The sequence below is a fragment of the Ruminococcus sp. AM42-11 genome, assembly GCF_003480145.1.
In the GTDB taxonomy this organism is placed as follows: Bacteria; Bacillota; Clostridia; order Lachnospirales; family Lachnospiraceae; genus Blautia_A; species Blautia_A faecis.
Map to the genome: position 1 here is coordinate 88,880 of NZ_QUIO01000005.1, position 15,864 is coordinate 104,743.

Here is a 15,864-nt window from a genome sequence, read left to right on the forward strand (position 1 = left end):
GTATTATAGGAACAGGAGTTCCCGAACCTTTGTTCTTAGTATATAGGAACAGTTGTTCCTTGTCAAGTAGCTTTACAAAATTATGTTGTAAATGTTGGTGCTTTCCCTCCAACAGACAACAGGTTATCCCACATGGAGGCATGACATGAAAAAAGAAACGAACTTTGAAACCAGTCCACTTAACACACAGGATGCCAAGGCAGAAGCCGCCACTACTCTGGCTCCTGACGCAACCAATGGAGATAAAATAAAAGCCCTCCGCACCGCCCAGCACATGAGTATGGCTGAACTGGCACGTCGGGCTTCGATGTCGGATCGTGCGATCCGCTATATTGAATCCAACCAGCGAGAACCAAGCGTAGAAGCAATCCAGAAGATTGCGGTTGCTCTTGGAGTCACTACGGATTATTTTATGGATGAGGCAACCTTCCAGCAAGAGCTGAACGATGACCTCTTCTATGCAGATGTCCGCAAAAAGTATGGTTCCCGCGGCGTTGCACAGGCAAAAAAAATAAAAGAACAGACCACTGCCCTGTTTGCCGGCGGTGAGCTGTCCGAAGAAGATCAGGCTGCTTTTATTAAAGAGATGGAAGCACTTTTCCTCGATGCGAAGGCCGATGCGAAGAAATTTACTCCCAAAAAATATCTGCGGTAAGAACTGATATTACTCCAGAGGAAAGGAGTCTACCTTGAACACACGCGCTATTGATATGGCCGATGCTGTAGTTCGCCGCTACAAGACCCGCGATCCGGAAGAAATCATTTCCCGGAGAGCCATAAAGCTCAAAGACATCCGGTATTGCCACGACCTGCTCGGTTACTACACAGTCATTCTGAACTGTGAGTACATCGGCATCAACACAAATTGTACGAATGCCCAGCGTGTATCCGCAATGGCCCATGAGCTGGGACACGCCCTCTTTGACCGGAAACACGCCAGTTCCGGTCAGGCATTCCAGGACACCTATTTTTATAGTCTGGATAATTCAAAGACAGAACGGCGAGCCAACACCTTCGCCGCCGAACTGCTGCTGGCAGACGATGCTGTTCTGGAACCGATTGGCTACTATGAATACACTGCCGATCTAAAACAGCTGGAGGCAAATCTGCCTTCCCGCTGTGCCTCTGCTTATCGAGCCATGAAGTATCAGGAACTTTTGCAGGAGTTCCAATACGCACACTCCGGGCTGATCACCTTGGATGAGATTGCCCAGATAAACTCTATTGAGAAACACTTTGTGGATTTCAAACTGAACATCCTCGCAGACAAAGGATACCAACTTCCGTTTCTTCCTGAACTCCACAATGATTTCCTGAAAGACTCCATGAAGAATTGCAACGGAAATGAGGTGACGATGGATTGAACTTCTATTACTGCGATGCCTGTCATTACTGCTTTGAAAGCAAGTCACTTCCTGACCGCTGCCCGGACTGCGGTGCAGTGGAACACGATGAAAAGCCAGCTGTACGTCTGGCAACGGAGAACGAAATAACTGAGCTGCTCCGGATACGAGCAGAGGACAAAGACTGATTGACTGCCCCACTGTGTACATATTTCACAGTGAGGCATTTTTCGTTACAAACTATACGTCAAGGGCCTCCAGCATCAGCCGCATCCCGACTTTCATGCCTTCCTCAAAGGCAGTCTTTTCCCAGGCGCAGCACACGCTTCCCTGCCTGTCCATAATTTTCTCCCACAGCGGGATATCTCCGCCGTAGTCATCCACCAAGACATCCATTCCAGCTATACCTCTGAGCCAAGTTTCCAGATTTTTCTCTTTTTGCTTGGCCTCCTTGCCGGCCTCGGTGGTCTGCGGTGCTATGGAATTATTCTCCGTGTAATGCTCATAGATCAAATCCAGCAGATTCTCGACCGGTGGATAGTACTTTGGCGATGCTCCCTCCAAGTATTTTTCCAGTATTTCTTTCAGTTTTTCTATGACGCTACCATCCTTTCCAACCGTAAGCAATTACATTCTGCTCCCCGGTTAGGATGGATATTAGCATCAGGTTTTGCACATAGCAACTTGTTTTTATAATTAGTTTTAACTAACCTACGCTTCTAAAAATAACCGTGTGAACTTTTGGAGTTCAGTTTGTCCACACGGCTTATATTATTTCAACTTCTCAAGGATTTCGTCCGCACTCATCCCACTGGCTAATAATTTCTTAACCACATTCTCGGCTTCCGACTTTTTCGCTTCTTCAGCTGCCTTTGCATCTGCCTTTGCCTTCTTCGCTTCGAGCTTGGCGATTTCCTTTTCCACCTGCTTAATCTCCGCTCTCTGCGGCTTCAACGATTCACGCATAGACTTGATGTCTGTCTTTAGCTCCTCAATCTGAGCAACAGTCTTAGCTACGCCCTCTTCTAAGAGAGCTTTGTCCTTCTGCAGCTTTGCGATCTGTGCATCGAAGTCGATTTTAGTGCGGTTTTTGCTTCCTTTGGTTCTGGGCATATAACAACTCTCCGTTCAAAAAGTTATCTTTGATTATTAACTGTCCTTGCCACGATTTCTAAATCGCTAATTGTATCTGCATCAATTTTTGCTATCAGCTTTTTGAATTCATCTTCTAGCCTTAATCCAAGGTTATCTACTGAAGAATACGGACCGGCTCCTTGTATTTCACGAATCTGACGGTTCTTTAACAATTCGATATCACTTTCAATTTGTCCTATCTCCAGTGCATAGCGTTCTGATATTTTCATAGCAAACTCCTTCCTTGTTCAAAATATCGTCCTTGTTGCTAGCCACCTTGATGGCATCCTATATTTTTATTAAACCACCATTACTTATCTTTGGCAATATAGAATGGAAATTTCTCTGCATTCCTGTCTTTCTCCGAAACAATGTACTCCCCGGCAGGCCAGCTCTCGCTTTCCCAGATAAAGTCTGAATCGTACCGCACGGCTCTTGCGGCTTCTGCGCAGAAATCGTTGTCCACGCACCACTGCATCGAGGTATCATCTTCCAATGTCAGGTATCCATGCGCAAAACCTCGTGGTATATACATCTGCTTCCGGTTTTCAAACGACAACACCGCACTGTATGCGTGACCGAGGTTTCTCCCGGTCGGAGGTCAACTGCTACATTGAAAATCGAACCATGCAGACAAGATACCAGCTTTGCCTGGGCGTGTTCCCCTTCCTGAAAATGCAGACCACGCAGTGTGAACGCTTTTTTGCTGTATCCCTGGTTGATCTGTCGAACATTGAAATTTATAGATTGGTCGTATGGCACAGCAAGATATCCTCTGAAGTCTTCAAAGGCCGGGACTGTGAGTATTATTTGCCTTGTCTGTCTTGTATCCATCGTTGCGTCTCTCTTTTTTATTTTCGTTTCAAACTATACGCTTTTTAGGAAAACACAGGGTCTCCCCTGTGTCACCACTGTTTCCGATATTCTCTTGGACTGATTCCTTCTACTTTTCGGAACATCCGGCTGAAATAATTTGCATCCCCCATGCCAACGGAAACACCAACTTCATCCACAGTCATATCTGTGAAGCGAAGCAGCTGCTTGGCTCTGGTGATCCGCTTTGAGATCAGATAGTTATTGACTGTTCTTCCGTAAGTCTCTTTGAAGATTTTGGATAGATAGAACTTGTTAATAAAGAACTTTTCTGCCAACTCTTCCAGCATAATTTTCTCTGTAAAGTGTTCGTCCAGATATTCCTTCACGGCTGCCAGTTCCAGCCGCTTTCGAGATATTGTAATACTCTCTGGATGCCAAGACTGCTCCATTAAGAGAGTCAACAGAGTCCCTAGCTTCTCATTGATTCGCATATCCCGTATGTAATCGGAAGATGATGCCAAATCGTAGATATCCGCAAGAAGTGTAGTGAACGGTTTAATATCCGCCGGGTGGAACACAGGGCGACCTCCACGCTCTTTGTACTTCTCATACACAGCTGGAAGGGACGGTGCATAGAAGTGGCACCATTGGAGAGACCAAAGGTCATCCGAGGTGGAATGACTGTAGGCCTTTCGGCAGTCGATGAACACACAGTCTCCCTGATGTAACTTGAACTCTTCCCACTCATACCTCAGCTCTCCTTCCCCAGACAGAACAATAAAGCAAAGGAACGACACCAGATTCGATCTCTTGGATACATGTGGGTGAACAGCCTGCAAAGAGCCAACCTCCTGCAGATGGAGCAAGGATGTTCTTGCAAAGGTTGATGGGGTGTAAATGATTCGGGAGGAACTTACAGAAGAAGACTGTGGATTGAATAGTTCTTGGTCCATAAGTTGCTCCTTTCTCACATACACTGCATTATTTTTTCCAAAAATTTCTAAATTTATTCCTTAGAATCGCCCTTCTAACCTCTCTCTTCACCTCAATCATCTGATTATTTCTAACCGTCACCGGCAACTTTATATCATCTTCAAATTTATATCGTGTGTTGTAAGTTTTTACAAATAATTTAATGAATGTTGGATCATACTCCAAATAATCAAACAGTTCTTTCCAGTAACCTGCCATAAATCTTGCATCTACAAAATATGAAGCCAGCTTTTCTCCCAGTTGTATCATTAATTCTTCGTTAGGCGTTTCCTTATATTTCTTTTCTAATTCTTCAATTTCAGGATATTTATTACGGAGATTGGGCAACCTATTCTTCACATTATTCAGAATCTCCAGTAACTTGAAGTTGAGATTAATGAAGAAACATGACTGAATAGAATCAATCAGCAAGTCGTTTCCTTCATACGACAATGCCAAATTCGCAAAATAGACGTCGCCTTTGTGTTCCAAATAAAAGCCAACATATTTCTGTGCATTTTTCTTGCGAAGTTCATTGCAATCACAGTCTTTGTTTCCTTTTTCTCTTTCTGGAACTAATGGTACATATTTACCAACCGTTTCAATACCATCATATATATCTTCAATACATTCATTACATCTAAAATCTTGCTTTAGCTTTCTCTTGCTATACCACACTTGCCATTTATAAATAATAACGACACCAATGATGCTGCAAGACACACCAGAAAAATAAGTATTTGTGATAATCTTCTCTACCAGCGGAAAAAATGGCAAACCTGCAATTGTCGTAAACACACCAACTTTCCATGCAATTAGTGTTAATAGGATTAAACATAGCAATGTCAATGAAAGCATTACTTTTCTATACATAAATTTTCCCTTCACTACCTATAGAATTCCTTTTTTGCCTCTTAGCCGTTTATTGAACGTTGCCTGCTGCTCACCTCGTAGCGGTGTGCAAATTCTTGAGCAGCTACCGTGTGGGATAACCACACGGCTTTTGTCTAATTATACTACTGACTTACATATTTCTCCAGTTAATTCTCACCTTTTTCTTTTGTCGACTTTTCCAAATTTTCCATGTATTTTTTAGCATCCTTCATAAAGCTGATGGCAATCATCACAATTACCGCGCCAATCGGAAATGCCGCAACAATACTCACTGACTGAAGATTGTTCATGGAACTTTCAGCAAACAGCAAAGCAATCGGAAGCAGAATCAGCAAAATACACCACATTAACTGAATCCCCTTATTCGGTTGTTCATTATCCCCTAACCTGTGATAGCTGTAACAGGATGCCGTTAAAGCAATCGAATCAAAAGAAGTCGCATAGAAAGCGATCATCGTTAACAGAACAACTACCATGATAACAGGTGCGCCCGGCATTGTTTTGATGATAGACACAATCATGCCATACAGATCTCCGCTTTCCAGATACTGTGCAATAAAGTCAGCTTTTCCAGTTACTTGCATTCCCATAGAATAGTTACCAAGTACAATAAAACTTGTCAATGTAGAACCAACACCAAATATGTAACCACCAAGAATTGTCTGACGAACTGTTCTGCCACGAGAAATACTGCCGATAAAGAAAGGAGCAGCTACGCACCAAACCATCCAGTAAGCCCAATAATAGATTGTCCAATTCTGCGGGAAATTCGATGTGCGAAGCGGGTCAGTGAACGTAGACAGATCAACAAAGTTCTGTATCATCCGGCCAAGAGAAGAAAAACCAGTTTCAATAATGTACCGTGTTTCTCCGCCAAACAGCAGTACAAAAGCAATCAGACCAAAGAACATATAAATACAAATGTTTGCCAGCTTGCTAATTCCCTTAAATCCATGCAACAAGGAATATGTATATACAGCGCAGGTAATCAGAAGAATAATAATGTTGATCACAGTACGACTAACGGCAACATGGAACAGTTCACCGATAATGGTCGCCATCAGTGGTGTTGCCACGCTAAATGTGGTAGCAGTACCAGCAAGAAGTGCAAACACAGCTAACAGGTCAATAATGCGACCTGCCCAGCCATCGGTATACTTTCCAAGAATCGGACGGCAAGCCTCTGAGTACTTCTGACGGTTTCTTTTTCTCACATGGAGCATAAAACCAAAGGCAACAGCCAGCACCAAATAGAATCCCCACGGAATAAAACTCCAATGGAACAGAGGATATACGCCTGCCCAATCCTGAATACTTCCCATCTCTGCCAGATGCGGATCAGTCGCATACAGCACCCATTCCGAGAACGAATAGAACAAAATATCTGCTGCAAGACCACAGGTGAACATCATTGAGCCCCACGCAAAGAAGGAATATTTAGGCTTCTCATTCTGCTCGCCAAGGACGATGTTACCATACTTAGAACCGGCAATATACAGAGAAAGGATGAAAATCCCCAATCCAATCACCAAGTAATATGTACCAAAGGTATCACCAAAGAAAAAGCGGATCTGGCTCAGTACCGCATTCGATTGTTCCGGTATAAAAAAGAATAGAACACATAATGCAATTACGATTGCCAACGGTACCAGTGTTATCATCCAGTCTATTTTTCCATGTTCTTTTTTCGTATTCATTTACTTTTCCTCCACATATTTTTTGTAGCTGGCATCCAAAGCAATTAACTCACTCAGATTATCCACCTCTATAATATCGTCCTTATTCATAGGACGGATACCTAATTGATACTCCTCCGGATAACAGAACATCGCCACATCATCCCAGTAGATTTGTCGATTCTTCTTTTGTTCAAACTCGATTTCCAGATGATGTTTCAGTCTCTTTCCATCCTCTGCAGTCCAGCGGGAAATACTGTACAGCTGCCATCCGCCTTTTCCGCCTGTCCGACTGCATGCTGTAACAATGCCATTCTCAACAGTCTGAAGCCACTCATCCGTTTCTCCATCTGTCCAAACACTGTTATAACCAGAGCGTTCAAACTCTGGTGCAAGAATTTCCGGATTATAAATAATCTGATCACCATCCAGAATAATCGCATTTTCAATGTAATCTCTTGCCACGTAAAGCGATGCAATGTTATTGCAGGTATCATAGTAAGGATTTTCAATCAGCTTAACACCAGGATACTCCTTTTCAAGTGTCACAAACTGCTCTTTCAGATATCCAACAACAACATAAATCTCATTGATTCCGTTTTTATGTAGTCCATCAATCACAGTATCAATCATCCGCGTCCCATTCACTTTGACCAGCGGTTTCGGTGTTGTCAGCGTTACTGGGTGCATTCGATTTCCCAATCCCGCCGCCATAATAATAGCTCTTTCTACTTTTGGCATTTACTTTTCCTCCCCTTGTTTTTTCAGTTCCTCTTGAACAATTCGGTAGTAATCCTTTGCATATCGGTACTGTCGAAGAGAATACTCGCCAAATTCTACACCAAGATTTCTCTTATACTCACACCAGTTACTCCATAAAAGTCCACAGGCTGCAATATAACAATAAATCTTGATTCTGGTCTCATCACTACAGCCTTCAGTAAAGTAGGCTGCAATCAACCGATCCACCTGACGTTTATTGTAAAGAGAATAAATACAGAACATTGCAACGTCCACATGAGGGTCCTGCATTCCGGCATATTCCCAGTCAATCAAACGAATTTCTTCCTTGCCATCTTTCTCCACAAACAGAAAATTATCTGGCACTGCATCAATATGAGTCAGGACCTTTTCTCCAGCATGTGCATCAATATAAGGTTTCAGTGCTAGAACATTTGCTTTTGTTTTTTCATAATCCTTATAAACAGAAGGTATTCCCTCCCACAGCGTTTCATAGAACTCCATTTGTCCAAAAATATCAAACTCGTGATTTACTTTCAATTTCAAGTCATGGAACGCATGTAGCCGCTTCATACACTTCTTGACGTCTTCGTAGTTCAATGGATCACATACTCTTGCGCCTTCCAGAAATTCCGTAATCTTATAGCCATTTTCCGGATTAATATATGCAATATCATCACAAATGTGTTTCCCATCAATGGCCTGATAAACTGCCGCCTCCTGACGACGGTTAATAAGCTGGTCAGTTCCCTCTCCCGGAATACGCATGATATATTTCTTTCCTTTGCAGGTAAACAGGAAAGACCGATTTGTCATACCTTTTTTCAAAACGGTAATATCCGTAACCGCTTCCGGCTTTGCTTTTAGGGCTTCGCAAATCACCTGAATTGCATCCGTTTTCAACTGGTTAGAATCACTGTCGATTTCCCGGAGTTGCTCATAGGTGTTAATTTCTACGACATCTGCTGAATGAACCACACGCGCCGCAACAACCATCCGATCCTTGTTATAAAGTGCTTCTTCCCAGAAGGCTCCATCGTACCGCTGATTTTCACAAAGTTTCTCAATGCGTTCTGCAACTGTATCGGCATCCTCTTTTACCAGATAGCAGATACCAATCATCGCATTGCCGCCATAACATTCCGGCACAGTTACCAGCTCCATCTTACGGTTAACTCGAACATTGCTCTCGTTGTCCACAAGATCACTGACCATGTACCAAGAGTACAGTTCATGGCGGTGGAACGGATTTCTGTCACACCAAATGTCGCAAGGAATAATATAAGCATTCTCCAAATGGTCTTTTACAAGTTTAATCGAATGCAGATTATTCTTTGCTGCATAGTCAGCATTAACTACGAGTTCTACGCCATACTCATCAATCAAATATTCGTATTTTTCTTTCATGAAACCTACGATGACATAAATTTCTTTAATCCCCACTTCATGAAGCTGCTTAATGATACGTTCAATAAGCGGTTCTCCATTGACTTCCAAGAGACCCTTTGGCATCTCTGTATTAATGGGAACCATCCGCATACCAAAACCCGCCGCCAAAATAACTGCACGTTGTGGGGTTTTCTGCTTAAATTCTGTAATTGCTTTCATTGTTGGACGTATGGAATCGTCTATGTATTCCAATTTTATAAGTTCTTTTAATGATCGATTAACTACGCCTAAAGAATGACCGGATACCTCAGCTAGTATACGCTGATTTATAAACGGTTCAATCAGCAATGCGTTCAAGATATCGCTTTCCTGTTTGTTCATGTACTTTCCTCTCCTTCTTATTGTGAACGCTTTCTTAAAAAAAGAAGTCTATTATATTAAATAACAGACCCTTTTTTCACTTCAAAAGCACATCAAAGATAATTGCTATTTTATTATCTCCAATAACTTCCACCTTCTACAGTTTTTTTTCCATTAGGAGTTTCATTTTCAGACGGATAAACCCAATACTCATTAAAATGTGCCGCCCATGCTGGCCAATTATCCCAGCGTTTTCCACGAATACCAAACAATATTTGCATATTACTTGCCATGTGGATAGCCTGTTTTCCTAGTCCTTTTATGTAGGCTGCTAGCGGCAATCCATAAGCTCCAGCTGCAATTAAAGCTACCTGAAAATCTTTTTTTAGAATTTCTGCTTTCATTGATTCTAAAGCATCGAAATATGATGAAAATTCAATTACTTCATTTTCGCCAGCATTACTTTGAATTGCACGCACACACTCTAAACTTTCAAATGTTGGCAATTTAGAGTTTTCAAAAAGCTTGTCTCTTTTTTCATATTGTTTCTTTATAGTGTCTACAAATGGATGAATGACTAGTACTTTTTTTCCTTCCAATGCCGTAGTCCACACATCATTGTAAAACAAAATGTTGTTAACAGCATTATTAAGAAGTACAACATTTGGGGAAGCATATTTTTTAATTAATGAACATTCACCTTTACACCCCCATGAAAACACCCCATCAGCATCTTTCAATGCACCTGTGTATATTTTACAAAACTCATCAATTGTTTCTTTGTCATTTGGAAAAACTCCAGCATTATACATAATATTATGGATATTACGTTGTTCATATGGGACATTTTTCATCCATCGAACAGCTGTTCTCGATTCTTCCGCTCCTAAGCGACAAATCATAAGGGGGTCAGATGAAGCTAGCTTTTTCTTTATGTAAGCTGTAGCCCCCCCCCACTTCTAAAGGTTGATTTCCAATATACTGTATATGGTAATACAAATCTCTAAGTTTATTCTTTATAACTTTAACATTATAAGTTTGGTTATCCGACATAACTATTTCCTTTCATTAAATAATTATTTGTTTCCAAGGTCAATTTTTATAATTCCATGGATATTTTTCCTTTTTTCTATTGGTGGAGGTGTCATATAATCTCCATATCCATCTGTCAGAAATTCTTTATATCCTACTGGTGCCGAAAAAAAAGTATCTTCAAATTTCAAAGAAATGTATTTTGAAAAATATTCTTTTTTCATCGCCCAGACTCCAAGTTTCTCAGCAACTTGCGGATATATCAATTCACTTTTTTCTGTATTTGCAACCTTTACTATTTTCATATAGTGCTTCTGAATTCTATCTTTGCTGACAAACTGCGAAACAAAACGAACAGGTAAATAAATCATCCATCTCTTCCAATTAATTGTTTCATTTTCCATCCACGGTTTATAATTAACTTTAGTTTTCAATAACATTTTCAAAAAAGTTAATTTTGTAATAAGTTTTCTTCTTTTATTTTTGTCATTTGGTAAATTATCGTAAGGAAATAGATCAATAAAAATCCCACAGTTTGCATCGCTGTCCTGAGCAATTCTCTCTTGATAAATTGTTCCCTTCTTTCGTATTTTTGCAAAAGCATATCCATATTCTCTATCTGAATCCCAAGTTTGCAAGAAAAATTCGGACGACAGATTTTTCTTGGCTGTAGCAATAAATTTTTCATAATTATCTCGCGTAAAGCCGAAATCCAAATCATCATCCCATGGAATAAATCCCTTATGCCTTACAGCTCCTAACAAAGTTCCTCCATCCATAAAATATGAAATATTATTCTGTTCACAGATTCTTTTAACTTCTTTTGCTATCTCCAACTGTATAAGTTGAACATTCCTCAACATGACATCATCCATTATTTTTTTCCTCGACATTTCTCTTAAACTTGAGTATTAATTCATTCTCACAATTGTTTTAAGTTTTCTCTTAACTTTTCCGAATATGGATACTTTTGGTTTTACAAACTTTAACAATTCATCACAATTTTCCCCTGCATCAAGCGCAGCAAAAAAAGCATTTCTATTAGGATGAGGTGAAACAGATTTTCGACTGTCAGCCGTATTAGGAAGTAGTTCTTCTATGTTCCCCTCTTTATAAGTCATTTCGCCCATAATTTTTTTCAATAAGTCCATTCCTTTTTCACTATGCACAAATACTATAGAGGTTCCCTTATCATCGTCCATCTCTGGATATATATTATCAATGCCCCAACAGTCTCCTATTGTTATATCAGAAGGTCTTGATAAATTTTTAAACTTGCATGCATAGCATGACGGCCTCAAGCAAATGTTTGATAAAAACATTTGCATAAACGGATCTTCTGCAAAGATCCGTTCGTACGCCTTATTATTAGAAAATTCTAATAATAAGGCGAACGTTTTCCAGCCATATTTCTTATGTCTGAAAAACGTTCGCCGCACATGTCCATTGTGCAGCACCTCTTGACTTCTCAAATATCTATTCCAGACTTTAGGACTAGGTACTCCATGACACAAAACATCAAGAGTTAACAAATTAGGATATTCTTTTTTCAAGTACCCTTTAAGCCCTGCAATCTGACATGCAGTCCCACTATATAGCACCTGACGTCCCGCATCTAACGCTACTTTAGCTTCATAATAAGTGTTTTCTATCCTACTTTGTAAATATTTACTTCCTTGCAATCTTGTTATTTCTTCAATATGCTCAATACCTATATGCGACACCATAAATTCATCATCAAAAGCCGCACCAAATACCATACCACCTTTATGTAATACATTTTCTGCTAATAGAGTAAATATTCCTCCCGATGAACTTCTAAGCCTAACATCTTCTATATCCGCAAATGCCGCATATGCAGGATAGTGTAACATTTCATTGCTATTAGAGTCTGCGTTAATAATTGGACATGCTTTTTTACACAATCCACATTGTACACATGTGCTTAAATCAACTTCCGGATATGTGAATCCTTCATAGTCCGTTCTCATTGTGATGCATTTTTTGACACATGCCTGCGCGCAAGCAGAGCATCCGCAGCAGTCTTTTTTATTCAAAATTTCTATTTGATTAACAACTACTTTTTCTTTAGATAGTGCTTTTTTTAGATATTCAAATGAACGTTCTCTTTCTTTTTCTATGTATTTATCAACACATTCCCAATCAATGCTGCTATCTTCAAGATTTTTTTTTATAAATTACTTTATCTTTTTGTATTCCACATTGTCTCAGTAGTGAAGTAAAGCGTGAATTTTGGTTTGCATGCTGATCCCTTCTGTTAAAAATATACAACTTCGTATGAAATATAATCGAAAAAACAGAAGCATGAAACGAATCTGTGCAAACATAGGTAGCGTTATTTATTAACCATATAAACTCTAAAGGATTAATAAATTTACATTTTCCCTTTAAGGCATTTATAATCTCTGCATTATTTTGCTTTGCTAATTTTTTTATAGCCGTTTGATATTCAGCACTTATTTCTCCTAACATATAAACCAGAATATACGGCTTCTTTAAATTAAATTTAGGCTTAATGGCCAAAATTTCCCACTCTTGCCTTTTTAATAATAATGTAGGATCTACATGCGTTTCGACTGGAGTCGAACAGAGATTTCTAACTATTCTTTCTCCACTATCCTCTCTCACTGAAATCGAAGAAAATTCTGCTAAGTAATGCCTTATATCGTCCTTTCTAGACTCAGACAGCATATCAAGATTATCAACTCCAAAACTTGCAGCATACGAAATTTTTCTATTTTTCGGCACAAAGCCCAAAAGTTCAAACTCTGTTGCAAATCCAAAAGTTGGATTCCACACCTGGTCGCTTCCCGTAATGAAATATTCATATCCCGTCGGTTCTTTGCTGAATCTTCCATTATTATATGTTACATTGCTATATTGCAAATTTTTCGAACAACATTTCCGAAAATTTTCATTTCGCTTTTCATTTTCTCTGTAACCGTTATAATTCAGTATCCATTTCACCAAATTTGTAAATGAAAAATTTTTTTTATTAAATAGTGGTGAATTTGTAAGATTCAAAATGGTTTCTGCCTCAAATCCAAGTTCATTAACAATTTTTTGCATAGCTATATTTTGAAGCACATTTCCATAATTAGCATTTTTGGTCAACGTGATAATTCCAACTTTCTTCATACACCCTCCTACTCTTTAATAATGAATGTAATACTTATACACGTTTTTTACTGATCAACTGCAAAATAAAATCCCTATTTTTTATTGCCCACAACAAACAAATTATACAGAGAACTGCCAGAATGCTGTATCGCAATAATACAACTCGATAGAAAAGAGCTGGGCACATAATTAATACTGAGAAAACAATTGTCATCACGATTATTACAGATGCATTAAACGGGTTTTCTACTTTCTTCTCTTTGCATACTCTGCTCATAAACATATAATGCAGTCCTGCATAAATATAGTAAGAAACCATTGTTGCATAACTTGCTGCTATATAACCGTATTTTTGAATCAAAATATAATCAAGAATAATGTTTATTACTGCAACTGTCACAGATGAAAACAACATTGCATTCTGCTTATGAAAATAAATTTCAACATTTCCAAAATTACAATAAATAAAATACATAAACATACCGATCAGCAACGGTGGTGTCGCCCAAATTGCTGATTTGTATTCAGAAGGTGCCAAAACACCAATAACTTCTGGAACAATAAATGATGTTAATACAAATCCTACTCCTACTAATGAAACTATCTTGTAGACATTCTTCCCAATTTCCTTCATTTTTTTTGCTTCCAGCATCTCATAAATCCATGGAGTCACCGCTTGGTTGATACTTACTGTTACTATATTCATAATGCTTGTTACATTTGTAGATATACTATAGATTCCAGCTGCTGAAGATCCACAAAGAGTATTTATAAGAACTCGATCCGATTGTGTCATTATTGTGCTAGATAAATAATGCGGTATTAAAGGCAGATTAAACTTTATACCATATTTCCAGTATTTTAAATCAACAGCTTTCTTTCCTCTGGTTAAATTCAAAAAGTAAACAATGCCATATACAATAACATGCGTAATAACTGTACCTAGGATTCTTGCTTCTGCCTTATGTTCTGCCGAATTTAATACAAGTATTACACTTAAAGCTGGCATTAACAGCGAAGACAATATTGTAAAAACGGCCACACTCTTATATTTATATTCATATCTATTTCTTATTGACCAAAATGACATACCTGCTGAAAAAACAATGTCTATCATCATCAAAAGCATAATTGGTTTTGACAAGCCAATTACATCTGCCAATTGTCTATAGAATACAAATAATACACTAAATACAATCAAAGAAAGTATTGTAGTTAATGTCTGCATAGAAGATGTAAATCCGTCTTTATCACTCTTGTACTCAATCATGCGTTATTATATACGCCATTATATAAATAAAGTGTGCAAAGGACAGTAAGAATGGCCTCCCATGAATTGTACATTGAAACAACTCCAAAATCGCTTGTTCCCATAACTCTCGTAAAAATTGGAGTAGTTAGAAAGCCTATGGCTTTTTGTAGCACACTACATGCTAAATACCACATAGACGCCTTTACTGGCAATGTCATATTGGTATACAACTGGCTTATTTTTTTTAAATTAGTTTTCATTTATTTCTCCGATTCTTCATGCGATTTCCCTTATAATGTCAACTATTTTTTTCTTCAACTCAGTTTTATACCGTTCAAAAATTGCTATAACCCTATCAATCAATTTCAAATTTTTCATATACTGATCACAAATAATTCTAATCTCCTTACTATGATCAGTAGCTTTTTTCCCCGAAAGGCCATTGTGTAGTTGTCGATAAGCAGTCCCCGTTTCATATGTCGGCTGAAAAAAGACTCCAATTCTTGCTAATCTCATCAACAAATCCAAATCTTCATAAAAATTGCGAGGATAATTATAAGCTCCAACTTTAAGAACGGTTTCTTTTCTAATACAATAATCTCTAGGTACTCTTTTTTGTTTAGATAAAGAAATAAGTGTTTTTAATACTCTATTTCCTTTCATAAATTCATTTTTTCTCCGTCTTCTGTTAGTTCTACACGGAATTACCTTTCCATCCTCATCTACCAAAACAGTAGTAGAATAAGCAAGTCCCTGATAACCTTTTTCCTCCAATAATTCAAGCTGTTTCATTTCATTTTTTAATTTATCCACATTGATATAAAAATCATCTGAGTCAATGAATGTCACATAATCATAACTTGCGTTCTGTAGTCCTAAATTTCTTGCCTTTGAAACTCCACCATTTGTTTTTGGATATATGAGCTTTATAGTTTCATTTTCCTTTGCCAATTTTTCAATAATTCTTCTTGAATTGTCCGTTGAACAATCATCTACTATTATTATTTCTTTTGGCATATAGCTTTGCTCTAGCACACTATTTACGCATTTTTCTATATATTTCTCTTTATTATAGTTAGGAATTATTATTGAAATCCCTTCCATAAACCCACTT

At 38.6% G+C, this 15,864-nt stretch carries 17 protein-coding genes and 1 pseudogene; 3 read left to right on the forward strand and 15 right to left on the reverse strand.

Annotated elements, in window-relative coordinates; all coding sequences use genetic code 11:
* Positions 1-145: 145 nt before the first annotated feature.
* Genes DW904_RS04910 through DW904_RS22750 form a run of 3 tightly spaced genes read left to right on the forward strand, consistent with a single transcriptional unit; the run spans position 146 to position 1,531 of the window.
* Positions 146-655, forward strand: a complete 510-nt coding sequence (locus DW904_RS04910; RefSeq protein WP_202187666.1) for a helix-turn-helix transcriptional regulator — start codon at positions 146-148, stop codon at positions 653-655.
* Between the two features lie 34 nt (positions 656-689).
* Positions 690-1,364 (forward strand): ImmA/IrrE family metallo-endopeptidase, encoded by a 675-nt coding sequence (locus tag DW904_RS04915; RefSeq protein WP_118578329.1) that lies wholly within the window; start codon positions 690-692, stop codon positions 1,362-1,364.
* Positions 1,361-1,531 carry a hypothetical protein gene (locus tag DW904_RS22750; RefSeq protein ID WP_167515455.1) on the forward strand — a complete coding sequence of 57 codons (171 nt, stop codon included), beginning with the start codon at positions 1,361-1,363 and terminating at the stop codon, positions 1,529-1,531. The genes DW904_RS04915 and DW904_RS22750 overlap by 4 nt, the downstream gene beginning before the upstream one ends.
* 52 nt (positions 1,532-1,583) lie before the next feature.
* Here the strand turns inward: DW904_RS22750 and DW904_RS04920 are convergent, their stop codons facing one another.
* From DW904_RS04920 to DW904_RS04995, 15 genes and pseudogenes are all read right to left on the reverse strand, one after another.
* Complete coding sequence (locus tag DW904_RS04920) at positions 1,584-1,970, reverse strand: hypothetical protein (protein WP_118578330.1); 387 nt, start codon at positions 1,968-1,970, stop codon at positions 1,584-1,586.
* 144 nt (positions 1,971-2,114) lie between these two features.
* A complete protein-coding gene (locus DW904_RS04925) occupies positions 2,115-2,456 on the reverse strand; it encodes a hypothetical protein (RefSeq protein ID WP_118578331.1) in 342 nt (113 codons plus the stop codon).
* A gap of 23 nt (positions 2,457-2,479) precedes the next feature.
* The gene (locus DW904_RS04930; RefSeq protein ID WP_118578332.1) at positions 2,480-2,707 is read right to left on the reverse strand and encodes a hypothetical protein; all 228 of its coding nucleotides are present in this window, start codon (positions 2,705-2,707) and stop codon (positions 2,480-2,482) included.
* 80 nt (positions 2,708-2,787) lie between these two features.
* Positions 2,788-3,051 (reverse strand): annotated as a pseudogene (locus DW904_RS23600) (dTDP-4-dehydrorhamnose 3,5-epimerase family protein); the annotation flags it as partial.
* 331 nt (positions 3,052-3,382) lie between these two features.
* On the reverse strand, positions 3,383-4,246 hold the full coding sequence (locus DW904_RS04940) for an AraC family transcriptional regulator (RefSeq protein WP_118578333.1): 864 nt from the start codon (positions 4,244-4,246) through the stop codon (positions 3,383-3,385).
* A gap of 28 nt (positions 4,247-4,274) precedes the next feature.
* Positions 4,275-5,138 carry a hypothetical protein gene (locus DW904_RS04945; RefSeq protein ID WP_118578334.1) on the reverse strand — a complete coding sequence of 288 codons (864 nt, stop codon included), beginning with the start codon at positions 5,136-5,138 and terminating at the stop codon, positions 4,275-4,277.
* A gap of 167 nt (positions 5,139-5,305) precedes the next feature.
* Positions 5,306-6,856, reverse strand: a complete 1,551-nt coding sequence (locus DW904_RS04950) for a BCCT family transporter (RefSeq protein WP_118578335.1) — start codon at positions 6,854-6,856, stop codon at positions 5,306-5,308.
* Complete coding sequence (locus tag DW904_RS04955; protein WP_118578336.1) at positions 6,857-7,576, reverse strand: NTP transferase domain-containing protein; 720 nt, start codon at positions 7,574-7,576, stop codon at positions 6,857-6,859.
* Entirely contained in the window at positions 7,577-9,346 is a 1,770-nt protein-coding gene (locus DW904_RS04960; RefSeq protein ID WP_118578337.1) for a phosphotransferase, read from the reverse strand.
* Between the two features lie 113 nt (positions 9,347-9,459).
* Positions 9,460-10,179, reverse strand: coding sequence for a hypothetical protein (locus tag DW904_RS04965; protein WP_118578338.1), 720 nt, complete (start codon positions 10,177-10,179; stop codon positions 9,460-9,462).
* Positions 10,180-10,401: 222 nt separating this feature from the next.
* Entirely contained in the window at positions 10,402-11,232 is an 831-nt protein-coding gene (locus DW904_RS04970) for a LicD family protein (protein ID WP_202187667.1), read from the reverse strand.
* Positions 11,233-11,268: 36 nt separating this feature from the next.
* Positions 11,269-12,414, reverse strand: coding sequence for a Coenzyme F420 hydrogenase/dehydrogenase, beta subunit C-terminal domain (locus DW904_RS04975; protein WP_202187668.1), 1,146 nt, complete (start codon positions 12,412-12,414; stop codon positions 11,269-11,271).
* A 121-nt stretch (positions 12,415-12,535) separates the two neighbouring features.
* Positions 12,536-13,516 (reverse strand): polysaccharide pyruvyl transferase family protein, encoded by a 981-nt coding sequence (locus DW904_RS04980; protein ID WP_118578341.1) that lies wholly within the window; start codon positions 13,514-13,516, stop codon positions 12,536-12,538.
* Positions 13,517-13,550: 34 nt separating this feature from the next.
* Positions 13,551-14,768 carry an oligosaccharide flippase family protein gene (locus DW904_RS24470; protein ID WP_118578342.1) on the reverse strand — a complete coding sequence of 406 codons (1,218 nt, stop codon included), beginning with the start codon at positions 14,766-14,768 and terminating at the stop codon, positions 13,551-13,553.
* Between the two features lie 258 nt (positions 14,769-15,026).
* Positions 15,027-15,854: a glycosyltransferase family 2 protein gene (locus DW904_RS04995; protein WP_118578344.1), complete on the reverse strand. Its 828-nt coding sequence runs from the start codon at positions 15,852-15,854 to the stop codon at positions 15,027-15,029.
* Positions 15,855-15,864: the final 10 nt, after the last annotated feature.